General features: G+C 71.6%; 11 protein-coding genes. 3 read left to right on the top strand and 8 right to left on the bottom strand.

All coding sequences use genetic code 11. The annotated features are described in order from the left end of the window. Positions 1-52: 52 nt before the first annotated feature. Positions 53-400: an SsgA family sporulation/cell division regulator gene (locus tag ACZ4NT_RS25640; RefSeq protein ID WP_121402429.1), complete on the top strand. Its 348-nt coding sequence runs from the start codon at positions 53-55 to the stop codon at positions 398-400. Here ACZ4NT_RS25640 and ACZ4NT_RS25645 read toward each other — a convergent pair. From ACZ4NT_RS25645 to ACZ4NT_RS25670, 6 genes are all read right to left on the bottom strand, one after another. Continuing rightward, positions 345-1,832, bottom strand: a complete 1,488-nt coding sequence (locus tag ACZ4NT_RS25645) for a DUF6177 family protein (RefSeq protein ID WP_467727824.1) — start codon at positions 1,830-1,832, stop codon at positions 345-347. The genes ACZ4NT_RS25640 and ACZ4NT_RS25645 overlap by 56 nt on opposite strands. 77 nt (positions 1,833-1,909) lie before the next feature. Beyond that, a complete protein-coding gene (locus tag ACZ4NT_RS25650) occupies positions 1,910-2,542 on the bottom strand; it encodes a hypothetical protein (RefSeq protein WP_121402427.1) in 633 nt (210 codons plus the stop codon). A gap of 21 nt (positions 2,543-2,563) precedes the next feature. Continuing rightward, positions 2,564-4,909, bottom strand: a complete 2,346-nt coding sequence (locus ACZ4NT_RS25655; RefSeq protein WP_467727826.1) for a hypothetical protein — start codon at positions 4,907-4,909, stop codon at positions 2,564-2,566. Then, positions 4,906-5,310: a DUF6507 family protein gene (locus ACZ4NT_RS25660; RefSeq protein WP_220784157.1), complete on the bottom strand. Its 405-nt coding sequence runs from the start codon at positions 5,308-5,310 to the stop codon at positions 4,906-4,908. The genes ACZ4NT_RS25655 and ACZ4NT_RS25660 overlap by 4 nt, the downstream gene beginning before the upstream one ends. Before the next feature lie 99 nt (positions 5,311-5,409). Next, positions 5,410-5,619, bottom strand: a complete 210-nt coding sequence (locus tag ACZ4NT_RS25665; protein WP_467727827.1) for a DUF397 domain-containing protein — start codon at positions 5,617-5,619, stop codon at positions 5,410-5,412. Beyond that, on the bottom strand, positions 5,616-6,464 hold the full coding sequence (locus ACZ4NT_RS25670) for a helix-turn-helix domain-containing protein (protein ID WP_467727829.1): 849 nt from the start codon (positions 6,462-6,464) through the stop codon (positions 5,616-5,618). Before ACZ4NT_RS25670 ends, ACZ4NT_RS25665 begins: the two co-directional genes overlap by 4 nt. Before the next feature lie 139 nt (positions 6,465-6,603). Here ACZ4NT_RS25670 and ACZ4NT_RS25675 point away from each other — a divergent pair, with 139 nt between their 5' ends. After that, on the top strand, positions 6,604-7,059 hold the full coding sequence (locus ACZ4NT_RS25675) for an ATP-binding protein (protein WP_467727831.1): 456 nt from the start codon (positions 6,604-6,606) through the stop codon (positions 7,057-7,059). 55 nt (positions 7,060-7,114) lie between these two features. Here ACZ4NT_RS25675 and ACZ4NT_RS25680 read toward each other — a convergent pair whose 3' ends face one another. After that, positions 7,115-9,346 carry an MMPL family transporter gene (locus ACZ4NT_RS25680; protein ID WP_121402422.1) on the bottom strand — a complete coding sequence of 744 codons (2,232 nt, stop codon included), beginning with the start codon at positions 9,344-9,346 and terminating at the stop codon, positions 7,115-7,117. A gap of 156 nt (positions 9,347-9,502) precedes the next feature. After that, positions 9,503-10,093, bottom strand: coding sequence for a TetR/AcrR family transcriptional regulator (locus tag ACZ4NT_RS25685; protein ID WP_467727834.1), 591 nt, complete (start codon positions 10,091-10,093; stop codon positions 9,503-9,505). A gap of 265 nt (positions 10,094-10,358) precedes the next feature. Here ACZ4NT_RS25685 and ACZ4NT_RS25690 point away from each other — a divergent pair, with 265 nt between their 5' ends. Next, positions 10,359-13,670: a S41 family peptidase gene (locus ACZ4NT_RS25690; RefSeq protein ID WP_467727835.1), complete on the top strand. Its 3,312-nt coding sequence runs from the start codon at positions 10,359-10,361 to the stop codon at positions 13,668-13,670. Positions 13,671-13,762 lie beyond the last annotated feature (92 nt).

Consider the following 13,762-nt stretch of genomic DNA (forward strand, 5'->3'; position numbering starts at 1 on the left):
GGAAGCGGATCGACAGCTTCGGCTCGGGTTACGCAGCGTGAGGAGCCGTCCGATGTCCGTCGTCGAACAGTACGCGCGAGTCCACATCGTCACGGAAACCCAGGAAGGCGAGAACGCCGTCCCGGTCGTCCTGCGCTACGACCCCGATGCCGACCCCCTCGACGTCCGGATCGGCCTCCCCGGCCCCCACGAGTGGACGTTCTCCCGCGAGCTGCTGGAACGCGGCCTGCGCACCCCGGTCCGCAGCGGCAATGTCGAGATCTGGCCCTGCGGCCGGGTCCAGGCGATCATGGAGTTCCACTCCCCCAAGGGAACCGCGGTCGTCCAGTTCGACGCGAAGACCCTCATCCGCTTCCTGCGCCGCACGTACCTGGCCGCGGCCGCGCCGGTGGCGCACTGACGCGGGACGCCCCCGCGAGCACGTGCCGGAGCTGCTGGCGGGCGGCCGGTTCATCCGCTGCGGTGAAGGTGTAGTGCAGGGCCGGCCGCGCGGCGGGCCCCAGGCGGGACGGACGCGGTCCGGGGACCCGGTCGGCCGCGTCACGGCCGACCGCCCGGACCGCCTCGGGCCCCAAGGTGAAGGTCAGGGGTGTCGCCGGTTCCTCGCGGTGCGGCCCGGTGGTCAGGTCGGCGGCGGCCGCTCGTACGTGGGTGAGCATCGACGTGAGCCCGTGCCCGGTGACGAGCGTTTCGGCGAGTCCGGTGAGCGCGTCCAGGGGCGGAACCCGGTCTGCGGCGTAGCCGGCGGCAAGGGTGATGTGCTCCTCGATCCCGGCGGGTGTGTGCGCGACGCGCAGCGTGGCGATCGCGGGGTGATCCGGCCGTCCCACGACGACCAGCCAGGTGCCGGCCGATCTGCGGGCCCTGGTGCGGGCCAGCTCCGTCAACTGCGCGGTCGACCAGGGGAGGTTGACGGGCTCGGCGGTGGACCAACCGGCCGGTGGGGAGCCGGTGAGGGTGCTCCACGCGGTTTCCAGCGCGCCACCGAGTCGGAGGTGTTCCCCGGCGGTGCGGGTGGTGCGGAGGGACAGGAGCAGCTGCTGTTCACCGCTGCCCCCGGAGACGGGTGCGCGGTCGAAGGCCGGCGCGACCACCGCGGTGCCGTCGGCTGTCCGGGCCGGGGCGAACCGTCCTTCGTGCCAGTGCGTCACGGCGCCGGTGAGCCCGTCGTAGTAGCCGCACTCGGGATCACGTACGACCCAGCGGGCGGCCAGTCCGGTCAGCAGCGTGCGGGCGGGCATGGTGAGCCGGGCGCCGGGCTCCGTGACGATCTGCAGCTCCCGCCCCGTGGCGGTGGCGGCGCCGAGGGCTTCGGTGAGCCAGGTGGTGGCCGCGACGACGGGGCGGTCCTGGAGGACGACGGCCGCGTGCGCGGTGACGATGTCGGGAGCGGCGGCCGGAAGGGCGTCCCGGTCGGCCGGTCCGTCGCTGACGTCCGCGAGAGCGCCGCCCGGCGGGACGGTCACGACGCCGGTGTGGGCGACGCCCCGTGGCCACGTGGTGCCTCCCAGCACGGCGGTCAGCCGCCCGGCGACGGACGCGGCCAGTCGTCCGGCCTCCTCGACGGCCGTCACCGCCCGCACCTCGGTCCACCAGAACGGGGCGTCCACGGCCAGGTCCGCACCCAGCAGCCGGGCGGCCTCGCCCGGCACCTGTACGAGGCACGGCGCCTCGACGGTCACGAGGGCCCGCCCGTCCTGCGCACACAGCCGGACAGCGGCCCCTTCCGCCAAGCCCTCCACCCGCAACGCCGGCCCCCCGGCATGCAACCCGGCCAGCAGGGTACGCAGATCCGGCATACGGGGCGTGAGAGCGATGAGGTCCTGGGTCACCGGATCACCTCCTCCTGGAGACGGCAGACACTCACGACTCCGCCACCCGCCCGCCGGTCACTCACGGCCTGCACCGCTCAGAGCCGGCCGGTCAGGTCCGGGCCCAGACCGTCTTCGTAGGCGTCCGGGGTGGCGAGGCCGTCTGCCGTGGCCACGCCGAAATAGGTCGGGTCACCCGGTTCCGGAGACACACCCAGTACTGCAGTGAGTTCCTTCAGGGCGGCTGCGAGGCGTGGTGCGTTGCGCTGATGGACGTCGGGATGCGGACGGCCCGAGAAGTCGTACCAGGCCCAGATGTCGTGATGGACGGCCAACTCGGCCGAGAGACCCGTGGGAGCGGGCGAGACGGACAGATCGATCAGCCCGGGTTCCTCGCGCTTCTTCCCTGCCGCATCGATCCAGATGCCCGAGCCGACGACATGGACGGTGTCGATCTCTGCTTCGGGGAAGGCGACCGGGCGACTTCCCCGAAGCCGCTCCGCCAGGTTCGGATCGCTCAGGGGTACCGGGAGTTCCAGGGTGCTCTTGACGCCGGTGGCACCGACGTCCATGACGTACCACCGGTATTCGAGGGCGGTCGGGGTGAGCAGCTCCAGGCGGTCGAGCACTTCGCTCATGCGCGCTGCCGTCGCCAGCGCCGACTCCAGACCGGGTGCGGCGATCTCGTCGAGATCCCAGAACCAGGAACCGCACTCCCTCGGTGCACGCATCAAGATTGACAAGGTAGATCCTTACGGGAATGTGTGTCCGCCCGGCGGGACAGTGACCGAGCCATCGGTGAAGCGCAGAAGGAAGGTACCTCCACACTTCCGGGCCTGAAATTCTGCTTCATTGAACATCGCGGGAGTGAGACTTCCCCTCGGCTGATGCACGTCCAGAATGGCCACTCGATGACCGATTCCTTCGTGCACCAGTTGCGATGCCGCCTTCCTGGCAGCGCTCTTGATGCCCTTGATGTTGTCGACGTCCTTGAGCTGATAGCCGTAATCGACGGACCCGTCGGGATGCCGTGTGTAGACGTCGAGGTCGAAGGTCGCCGTGTCCAGCTCGACTCCCACGCGGCCGACCCCGCGGCCCTGCAGGTCCGTGGCAAGCCGCATGGCCATGTGAGCGGCGGGAACCATGCCTTTGGGATCACCCTTGGACGGCCCCTTCTTGCACATGTCCAGCAGATGGTCGTAGCCCTCGATACCGCGCAGGTGCCCTCGGGCAAGCATCTCGGCCACACCGGCGCCGTAGGGATCCTTGCGCAGGGAACGCAGCACAGCGGCCTGATCCCGTGCGTCCATTTTCGCGCGGTCGAGTTCTGCGAGGACGGCCGATTCCTGATCCGGCTGCATCCGGCCGGTGTGGGAATGGGCGGCGTCGTCCGCGTTCCCGACGTACGAGGCCGGATCGATGTCAGGCGGACCGTCCGCATGCTCGCCGGGAGACGGTTGCCCCTCCCCCGGCAGGTCCGCACCTGCACCACCGTGGCTGCCGTGCGCGGCATCGTGCGGAGGACCCTCGGGCGGACCGGCGTCACCGCCGCTGGATGAACTCCGCGAACCTCCGGGTTGCGCAGTCTCCGAAGTGCCCTGCGCTCCCGCGTCCGAGCGGTGCGGCCCGGGGTCGCGGCCTTCCCCGGGACCGCTCCGAGGCGCGTCGTGCGCCGGCGGCCGGTGATCGCCACCTCCGAGCGGCGTGTCGTGGGAGCCCCGCGGAGGCAGGTGGTCGCCCGGGTGGGCCGTGGCCTGCGGGGTGCGGGCTCCCGCGCCGACCAGGTCCCGAGGGTGCCCGGTCTCGACTCTCGGGACGCGGGCCGCGGCCGACGGCTCGTGCGGGGCCGGGCTCGGGTCGGCGACGCCCCTGCGGCCGGGGATGAACTCACCGTCCGAGACACGCAACTGCGAGCCGTCGGAGAGATGGATGACGCTGTGCGCGGCATCCGAGGCACCGGCCACGTCCGTGGCGGCCCGGATGCCGGACGTCAGCTCGGAGACCTTGGGGAGAATCCGGGCCGCCGCACCCACCGTTTTCGTCGCCGCGCCGATCGGGTCGAGGACCTCCCCGACCTTGGCCAGACCACCCGCGATCCGCGCACCCGCACCCGCCTTCCCCGCCGCACCGCCCGCTCTGGACGCCGCACCCAGGGGCCCCGCCCCGAGCGTGAGGCCGTTGAAGACGACGGTGCCGGCGGCCTTCGCCGGGTTCGTCGACCAGTCGTCCCAGCCGACGAAGGACTTGGCGAACTCCTTCGCGTACGGCCTGTTCTCGTCCATCAGCCGGTCGAACCCGGGGTTGAGATCGTCCCTGTCGTTCAGCGGGTCCAGCACGTAGCCGCCGAGGCCGATGAAGACCTTGCCCAGACCTTCCCGCGTCGCCGCCCCCTCCTCACCGGGGCTGAAGAGGTTCACCAGACCCTCCACAGCGCCCGCGGCGTTGTCGTAGACGCTGACGCCGAACTCCCGCAGGTGGTAGTCCATCCCGAAGGGCATGGACGTGTGGTGTGCCGGGCTGCCCCAGGGAAGCTCGTCGGCCTGCCCCAGCTGGTCCGCGCTGAAGCCATAGGCGTTCTTCTGCTTCGGGCTTCCGTCGTCGATGTGCCACCGCGTGCCGCCGACCGTGGCGGTGATCCTGTCCGCACACGTCACTTCGGCCCGCTGGAAGGCCGCGACAGCGGCGTTCACGCCGTCCCAGATGGCCTGGTGCTCGTCGACCTTGTCCTGATCGCTCGTCCAGTCCCGGAAGACCCCCTGGTCACCCCTGACCGACTCCACGAACACCGCCGCCTGCCCGCGCAGCGACTCCAGCTGCCGCACGATCTCGGCGACTTCGACCACGTAATCGGTCAGGGCGCCGGCCACGGTCTCCAGGTCGTCCGCGAACGAACCCGCCCTCTCCTCCACGGCATGCGTCGTGGCGAAGAGCTGCCCTGCCTCCGGCGCCGTGTACGACGCGTCCAGATGCTGGAAGCGGGCGTTCACGGCGCTGCCGTGCTCACGAATCGCCTTGGCCGCCTGGCGCATGAAGCCGATCTCGCGCTGGAGTTCGACCAGGTCTCCGGTGAAGGCCGGTATCTTCTCCGGGCTGATCACCTGGCGCCGCCCGCCTTCTTGTGGGCCGCCTCCAGCAACGCGGTGACGTCCGGTGCCAGGGTCGCCTGGTGCTGCGCGTTCCACGCCTGCTCCAGGTTCCCCGCGACATAGGCGTTGGTCGCCTCCACCGCTCCGTTTGCCGAGTTGCTCGCACGCAACGGCAAAAAGGCCACGTCCGCCTCGGTCCCCTCGACGAACTGGCCGAGCGCCACGGAGACGAGGCCGGCCGCCCGGCCGGGGGCACCCGCCTCACCGCCGAACGCCAGGGTCCCGGCCGACTCCATGGCACCTCGCACGCACTGGCCGTACAGCGTGATGCCTGCGTTCATCCCGTCGGCGGAGTCCCGCACCTTGGAGATCACCGACTGCACTCCCGCGGGCGCGATGTCCCACCCCGTCACGCCAACCCCCGTGATTTTCGCGTGTGTTCAGGAGATCCATGTGTATCAGCGGGCCATTGCAGTCGCAATGCATATCCGGCCAACGCGGGCCATGTCCTCCTACCCGGCGGACACGTACCCCAGGAACTCCGCCCAGGCGACCGGGGCCACCGTGACGCGAGGCCCCCGGGTGTTCTTGGAGTCGCGGATGTGGATCGTCGAGGGGGTGGTGGCTATCTCGACGCAGTCGCTGGGATTGCTGCTGTCGCTGTAGCTGCTCTTGATCCACGCAAGGCCGGAAGCGTCCTCTGCCGAGGGTATGCGGGTCATGTCTCTCCCAGCAGTTGCTCGATGAAGGCCCGGGACTCCCTTGGCGAGAGGGCCTGGGCCCGGATGATGCCATACCGCAGTTCGAGGATCCGGAGCTGGCGGGGTTCCGAGACCGGCCGTCCGCCGAACTCGTCGTCGGTGCGCCCCACGGCAGTGCCGTCCCCGAACTTCAGCACCTGAATCCGCCCGGCCGGTCCCGGATGGTCAGCATGGGAGGTCGGCATCACCTGGAGTTCGACATGCGGCAACTGCGCCAGTTCCAGCATGTGTTCGAGCTGACGGCGCAGCACGATCGCGCCTCCGACCGGGCGACGCAGTGTCACCTCCTCCTGCACGAAGCTGATTTCGGGCGCGGGAGCCCTGTCATAGATGGACTGCCGTGCCATGCGTGCGGCCACCGCCCGTTCCAGCTCGTCCGGCGAGAGGGTCGGGCGCCATGTTCCGAACAACGCCGCGGAGTACTCCCGCGTCTGCAACAGCCCATGGATGTTGTGGTTGCCGTAGAGCAGCAGCTCGACCGCCCGCTCCTCCAACAGCTTCAGCTCCCGTACCTTCTTCGGGTACCGGGCCTTCTCCATGTCCTCGCGGAACGCCCTGATGCGGCCGCCCGCCTTCAGGACCTCGTCCGCCCTGTCCAGGAACTCCGGGCGGGGAATGCGCGCCCCGCGCTCCACCTTGCGGACCAGGTCCTCGCCGTACCCGACGGCCTCCCCGAAGTCGGCCGCCCGCAGGCCCGCCGCCTCCCGCCAGAGCCGGATCTGGCGACCCGTCGCCTCCACCACCGGAGCGATCTCGTCCTCCGGGGCGACGTCCCAGCCGGGCTCGTCCACCGCCTCGCCGCTCATGTCCACCCACCTCCCACGCGCAGCCGTACCCGTACGCCCGCCGGACAGCCCGGACAGATCGGGACGGCGGCCGGACAGTGACCGTACGTACGGGCGCGATCACCGCTCAGCGTAAGCAGAGTCGGCCACGCTGAGTGACGTGAACCAAGAGACCCGCGGGCCCCGGCCGCAAGGTGTGAGCCCCTTCCGCAACTTCAGCGTGCTGCTGTCCCCCACGCCCCGCGGTGCCCGACTGGCCAGGCTGCTCGCGGTGGAGCAACTGCGCTGCTGGGAGCTGCCGTTGGAGGCGGCGGCCCACGTCGTCGCCGAGCTGGCGGCCAACGCGGCGACCCATGGCCGGGTTTCGGGCCGGGACTTCCGGCTGACGCTGCTCGTGGTCGGCGACACGCTCCGGATCGAGGTGACGGACACGCGCGGTGACGCTCTCCCCGCCCTCACCGGGGAGGCACCCGCGGACGCCGAGTCGGGCCGCGGTCTGCTGCTCGTGGACACGCTCGCCGACCGCTGGGGCGTCATGCCGGGCCCGCCCCCGCGCAAGACCGTATGGGCGGAGGTACGCCTCGGCGTGCCCGGCAACGGCGACGGCCGCCGGTGAGGACGCCCCTCGCGGGGGCCCTCACCGGCGGCCGGCCGGACGTGCGGCGGTCGGGTCAGACCCGTACCAGCTCCCGGTCCTCGTCGTCGTCCTTCGGACCGGCGGCGTCGTGGGCGCGCAGCCCCTCGCCCTCGACGTCGACGTTCGGGATCGCCCGGTCAAGCCACTTCGGCAGCCACCAGGCCCGCTTGCCGAGCAGGGCGAGCACCGCCGGGACGACCGCCATGCGGACCACGAACGCGTCGAAGAAGACGGCGATGGCGAGCCCGAAGCCGATCATCTTGATCATCGCCTCGCTGGAGCCGATGAAGCCGGAGAAGACGGCGATCATGATGACGGCGGCGGCGGTCACCACCCGGGCACCGTGCCGGAAACCGGTCACGATCGCCTGGCCGGGCCGCTCCCCGTGGACGTACGCCTCCCGCATCCGGGTCACGAGGAACACCTCGTAGTCCATCGCGAGGCCGAAGACCACGCCGACCATGAAGATCGGCATCATCGACATGATCGGGCCGGTCTCCTCGACGCCGATCAGGCCGGCCAGCCAGCCCCACTGGAAGACCGCGACGACGGCGCCGAGCGCGGCCATCACCGAGAGCAGGAAGCCGAGGGCCGCCTTCAGCGGCACCAGGATCGAGCGGAACACCACGATCAGCAGGAGGAAGGCCAGGCCGACCACCAGCGCCAGGTACGGGACGAGCGCGTCGTTGAGCTTCTGCGAGAAGTCGATGTTCATGGCCGTGGAGCCGGTGACCAGGACCGTCGCGCCGGAGTCGGCCCTGATGGTGCCGCCCGCGTCCCGGATCTCGTGGACCAGGTCCTCGGTGCGCACCGAGGACGGCTTGGAGTCGGGGATGACGCTGATCATGGCCGTGTCGCCGGCCTTGTTGAAGGTCGCCGGGGTGACCGACACGACGTCGTCGAGCTTCTCGACGGTGTCGGACACCGTGCCGACGGCGCCCTTGGGGTCGTCACTGGAGCGGGCGTCCACGACGACCATGAGCGGGCCGTTGAAGCCGGGGCCGAAACCGTCGGACAGCAGGTCGTAGGCGCGGCGCTGCGTGGTGGAGGTCGGCTGGGAGCCGTCGTCCGGCAGACCCAGCTCCAGCGAGGCGGCGGGGACGGCCGCGGCGCCCAGGCCGACGACGCCGAGGAGCAGCACGGCGAGGGGGCGGCGGACGACGAAACGTGCCCAGCGGGTGCCCATGTTGGGGCGCTCGCCCGCCGCGGCGTCCTGCGCCTTCTTCCGGCCGCCGCCGAGGAGGCGGCTCTTCTGTCCCGCGGGCTGCACCTTGCGGCCCACGTAGCCGAGGAGCGCGGGGATCATGGTGAGCGCGATAAGGACGGCGATGGCGACCGTGCCCGCCGCCGCGACGCCCATCTTGGTCAGCATCGGGATGTTGACCACGGCCAGGCCGACCAGGGCGATGACGACGGTCAGGCCGGCGAAGACGACGGCCGATCCCGCGGTGCCGACGGCCCGTCCGGCGGCCTCCTCGCGTTCCCGTCCCTCGGCCAGTTCGGCCCGGTAGCGGGAGACGATGAAGAGGGCGTAGTCGATGCCGACGGCGAGGCCGATCATCATCGCGAGGGTGGAGGTGGTGGAGCCGAGGTCGAGCGCCTTGGCGAGCGCGGTGATGGTCGAGACGCCGATGCCGACGCCGATCAGCGCGGTCAGCAGCGGCAGACCGGCCGCGATCAGCGAGCCGAAGGTGATCACGAGGACGACCGCGGCGATCGCGATGCCGATGATCTCGGTGGACCCGGTCTCGGGCACGGCCTGGAGGGCGTCACCGCCGACCTCGACGGTGAGTCCGGACTCCCGCGCGTCCTGCGCGGCCTCCTTCAGGGCGTCCTTGGAGACCTCCTTGAGCTCCATGCCGGAGACCTTGTACGACACCTGCGCGTACGCGATGGTGCCGTCCTTGCTGATGGCCTTGGCCTTGAAGGGGTCGGTGACGGAGGTGACCTCGGACCCGTCGCCGAGTTCGGCGACGGTCTTCCGCACGGCGGCCTTGTTCGCCGGGTCGGCCATCTTCTCGCCGTCGGGCGCCTGGAAGACCACGCGTGCGGTCGCTCCGTCGGCACTCATCCCGGGGAAACGATTCTCCAGCAGGTCGAAGGCCTTCTGGGCCTCGGTGCCCGGGATCGAGAAGGAACTGGAGCCCGCGGTGGGGGCCGAGGCGGCCCCGACTCCGGCGAGCGTGAGGAGTGCCACCCAGATCAGGGCGACGAAGTGCCGTCGCCTGAAGGCGAGACGGCCGAGTTTGTAGAGGAACGTGGCCACGAAGGCGTACTCCCGGTCAGGTCGTTCGGATGGCAGGGGCTGGTGCGCTCACCCGGTGGGGCACGGGGGAACGGCGGTGGGGATCAGCCCGACGACGTGAGCGGTCGCGTCAGGTGTGACAGTGGAACAGCGGGGACTCGAGAGGGGATCGAGGGATCAGGCGCCGAGAGCGGGGAGGACCACGGCGTCGATGTACGAGGTGATGAAGGCCTGCGTGGGCGGCAGCTCGTCGATCATGGTGCGCGCCGCGAAGGCGCCGATCAGCATGTGCATCACGTACTCCATCGCGGGGTTGTCCGCGCGGATCTCACCGCGGTCGACCGCACGCCGCAGCACATGGCGCAGCTCCTCCATCTCCGGCTCCACGAGGTACTCGCGGAACGCCTTGAGGAGATCCGGGTTCCCGTGCGCCGCCATGGCCAGACCCCGCATCAGCGCGGAGTCCTGCTCCATCTGGCAGTCGTCCTGCCGTGCGGCCAGGGCGTGGAAGTCGCCCCGCAGGGACCCGGTGTCCAGGTCGGCGAGCTTGAGCGGCTTCTGGTGCCGCACCGCCCGTACGACCAGCTCGGCCTTGCCGCCCCACTGACGGTAGAGGGTGGCCTTGCTGGACCGGGTGCGGGCGGCGACGGCGTCCATCGTCAGGGCGTCGTAGCCGACCTCGCGCAGCAGGTCGAGCACGGCGGCGTACAGCTCGGCCTCGCGCTCGGGCGTGATCCGACTGCGGCGCACCGTTGCGGCTTCAGCCATCCCACTCACCTTCTCCCGCTTCTCCTGCCCGACACTGCGTCCGGCATCGCCCCCGGCGTGGCAGCGCGCGCCGGGCGCCCGTTGCCGCGCCCGTCCGCCGCCGAGACCGCTTCGGGCGGCACGCTCCGGACGACACCGTCTCGTACGCCTCCGAACATACCCCGGGAGACAGCGAAACGAAACCGTTTCGTACGTGTCGTCGGTCACGGTTGCCGCCCCGCGCACCCGAGTTGCCGGTACCCCCCGGGCGGCAAAGCATGGGGAGGTGAGCGACGCGTACGAGAAGGCGACCACCGACGAGACCGCCCCCGGCTATCTGCGCTTCCCGCACCTCAGCGGCGACCTGCTGTGCTTCGCCGCCGAGGACGACCTGTGGGTGGCCCCGCTCGACGGCCCCGGACGCGCCTGGCGGCTCACCGTGGACCGTACCAAGGTCGGCCACCCGCGCTTCTCCCCCGACGGCCGCCACATCGCGTACACCAGCTGGCGCAGCCTCGTCCCGGAGATCCATCTGGCGCCGGTCGACGGCGGCCCCGGACGGCGGCTCACCTACTGGGGCAGCGCCGACACCCAGGTCTGCGGCTGGGCGCCGCCCGACCAGGACGGCAACTGCCACATCCTGGCCGTCGCCTCGCACGGCCAGCCGTTCTCGTACTTCACCTGGGCCTACAGCGTGCCCACCGACGGCGACCCCGGACGCCGGCTGCCCTGGGGCCCGGTCTCCGACATCCAGGTCGCCGACGTCGAGGGCGAGCGCAGGACCCTGCTGCTCACCGGGACCCCGCCGCACGAGCCGGCCGCGTGGAAGCGCTACCGGGGCGGGGCCACGGGACGGCTGTGGCTGCACGGGCAGCGGATCCTCGCGGGTCTGAACGGGCACCTGAGTGCCCCGATGTTCGTCGGCGGGCGGGTCGCCTTCCTCTCCGACCACGAGGGCATCGGCAACCTCTACTCCTGCGCGTACGACGGCTCCGACCTGCGCCGGCACACCGACCACGACGCCTTCTACGCCCGGCACGCGTCGAGCGACGGCACGCGGGTCGTCTACCAGTGCGCGGGCGACCTGTGGATCGTCGACGACCTCGCCGCCGACTCCGTGCCGCGCCGGCTGGACGTCCGCCTGGGCGGGCCGCGCGCGGGCCGACGCGGATACCAGGTACCGGCCGCCCAGCACGTCGACGGCATCTCCGTGGACGAGACGGGGCGCGCCAGTGCCGTCGTCGTACGCGGCAGTCTGTACTGGCTCACCCACCGCGACGGTCCGGCGCGCACCATCACGGACACCCCGGGCATCCGCGTCCGGCTCCCCGAGATGCTCGGCTCGGGCGGCCAGGTCGCCTACGTCACCGACGCCGACGGCGAGGACGCCGTCGAGATCGCCCACCTGCCGCGGGCCACCGGCGACCGGGAGCCGCGCCGGCCCGCCACCGGAGACCTGGGCCGCGTTCTGGAGCTCGTGTCGGACCCCCGGGGCGAGCGCCTCGCCGTCGCCTCGCACGACGGGCGGGTGCTGCTGATCGACGCGACCGAGGAGCCCGGGGACACCGGGACGGCCGGGACGGGCGCGGCCGTCGAGCTGATCAGGTCCGACAACGGGCCGGTGCGGGACCTGGCGTTCTCACCGGACGGATGCTGGCTGACGTGGTCCCACCCGGGCATCGGGCGGTCACTGCGGCAGATCAAGATGGCGCGGATCAAGGACGGCCTGGTCGTCGACGTCACCAACGGCAGATTCGAGGACGAGAACCCGGTGTTCACCCGGGACGGCCGCTATCTGGCGTTCCTGTCGTGGCGCGGCTTCGACCCGGTCTACGACGTGCACACCGGCGACCTGTCCTTCCCGCTGGGCTGCCGCCCCTACCTCGTGCCCCTCTCCTCGGCGACCCCCTCCCCGTTCGCGCTGAACCCGGACGGACGGCCGGTCGCCGGCGGGCTCGACCCCGTCGGGGACGGACCGGACGACGGCAGCACGGCGACCGTGGAGATCGAGGGCCTGGAGAGCCGGGTCACCCCGTTCCCGGTCACCGCCTCCAAGTACTCCGCGCTGTATCCGGTGGCGGGCGGCGGACTGGTCTGGCTGCGCTGGCCGATCTCCGGGGCGCTCGGCGAGACCTTCGCCAACCCGGACGACACGACGGGCCGCCCCACGCTGGAGTACTTCAACATCGCCAAGGCGAAGAAGTCCGAACTCGTCGACCATCTGGACTTCTTCGCGGTCAGCGGGGACGGCAGCCGGCTCGTCGTCGCCGACGAGGGCGACCTGCGGGCCGTCCCGTCCACCGAGTCCGGCGACGGCGACTCGACCGTCTGGATCGACCTGCGCCGGATCCTGCACGAGGTGGACCCGCCCGCCGAATGGCGCCAGGCCTACGCGGAGGCAGGTCGCATCATCCGCGCGTACTACTGGGACCCCGACATGTGCGGGATCGACTGGGACGCGGTCCTCGCGCAGTACCGCCCCCTGGTCGAACGGGTCGCCTCCCCCGACGAGTTCGCCGATCTGCTGCGCGAGGTGCTCGGCGAACTGGCCACCTCGCACGCCTACGTCTCCGCCGCCCGCCGCAACGAGGGACCGCCGCACTACCAGCGCTGGCAGGGACTGCTCGGCGCCAACTTCGTGCGCCGGGAAGGCGGGTGGACGCTGAAGCGGATCCTGCCCGGCGACTCCTCCGACTCCAAGGCCCGCTCGCCGCTGGCCGGTTCGGGCATCCGGGAGGGCGCCGTGCTGACCCATGTGGACGGCCGCCCGGTCGACCCGGTCGCCGGCCCCTATCCGCTGCTCGCGGGGGCGGGCGGTACGACGGTGGAGCTGACGTTCACCCCTGCCGAGGGCGGCGGCCGCTCCCGCCGGGTGGCGGTGGTGCCGCTGATCGACGAACGGCCGCTGCGCTACCAGGACTGGGTGGCCAAACGACGCGAGGTGGTGCGGGAGGTGAGCGGCGGCCGCTGCGGCTACCTGCACATCCCCGACATGGGCGGCTCGGGCTGGGCCCAGTTCAACCGCGACCTGCGCATGGAGGTCTCGCGCCCCGCGCTCATCGTCGACGTGCGCGGCAACGCGGGCGGCCACATCAGCGAACTGGTCGTCGAGACGCTGACCCGCAGGATCCTGGGCTGGGACCTCACCCGCAACGCCCTGCCCGTGTCGTACGCGTCGAACGCGCCGCGCGGTCCGGTGGTCGCCCTCGCCGACGAGGCCACGGCCTCGGACGGCGACATGATCACGGCGGCGTTCAAGCTGCTGAAGCTGGGGCCGGTGGTCGGCCAGCGCACCTGGGGCGGAGTCGTCGGCATGACGGGACGGCACCGGCTCGGCGACGGCACGGTCATCACCGTCCCGATGAACGCGGCCTGGTTCGACGCCTACGGCTGGTCGGTGGAGAACCACGGCGTCGCTCCGGACCTGGAGATCCTGCGCACCCCCCTGGACTGGGCCGAGGGCCGTCACGCCCAACTGGACGACGCCGTGGAGCTGGCGCTGGAGCTGCTGTCCACCCACCCGGCCGCGTCCCCGCCCGACCTCTCGGACGTCCCGAACCGCGCACGGCCGGAGCTGCCCCCGCGCAAGGCGGACTGAGGCCCGACCCAGTCCGGCGTCGACCGCCCCTCCGCGGGGCTGCCGGAGGCCCGCCCCGCAGCCGAGCCGCCCTGGGCGGGGGCTGCCCGGGA

It is taken from the genome of Streptomyces sp. NPDC026417 (assembly GCF_055567695.1).